Origin of the sequence: Onishia taeanensis, from assembly GCF_013349955.1 — a bacterium.
In the GTDB taxonomy this organism is placed as follows: domain Bacteria; phylum Pseudomonadota; class Gammaproteobacteria; order Pseudomonadales; family Halomonadaceae; genus Onishia; species Onishia taeanensis_B.
Map to the genome: position 1 here is coordinate 1 of NZ_JABVXC010000072.1, position 407 is coordinate 407.

Here is a 407-nt window from a genome sequence, read left to right on the forward strand (position 1 = left end):
CGCGCCGTGACCGCCAATGGCCAGGCCATTCACGCCATCAATCCCGCCACCGGCGAGACCCTGTCGCCGGGCTACCCCGCCGGCAGCAAGCCCGAGGTCGAACAGGCCTGTGAGCTGGCCTGGGCGGCCTTCGAGACCTATCGCGAGACCGGCCTGGAGGCGCGGGCGCGCTTCCTCGAGACCATCGCCGACGAGATCGAGGCCATCGGCGATACGCTGATCGAGCGCGGCGTGGCCGAATCCGGCCTGCCCCAGGCACGTATTCAGGGCGAGCGCGGCCGCACCTGCGGCCAGCTGCGCCTGTTCGCCTCGGTGGTGCGCGCCGGCGAGTGGCTGGATGTACGCATCGATCCGGCATTGCCCGAACGCGAACCGATGCCGCGGGTCGACCTGCGCCAGCGCCATAT

The 407-nt window shown here is 71.0% G+C and carries 1 protein-coding gene; it reads left to right on the forward strand.

Annotated elements, in window-relative coordinates; all coding sequences use genetic code 11:
* Nucleotides 1-6: 6 nt before the first annotated feature.
* Nucleotides 7-407, forward strand: a 401-nt coding sequence (locus HUS66_RS17520; RefSeq protein ID WP_175072462.1) for an aldehyde dehydrogenase family protein, incomplete at its 3' end; no start/stop codon positions are given.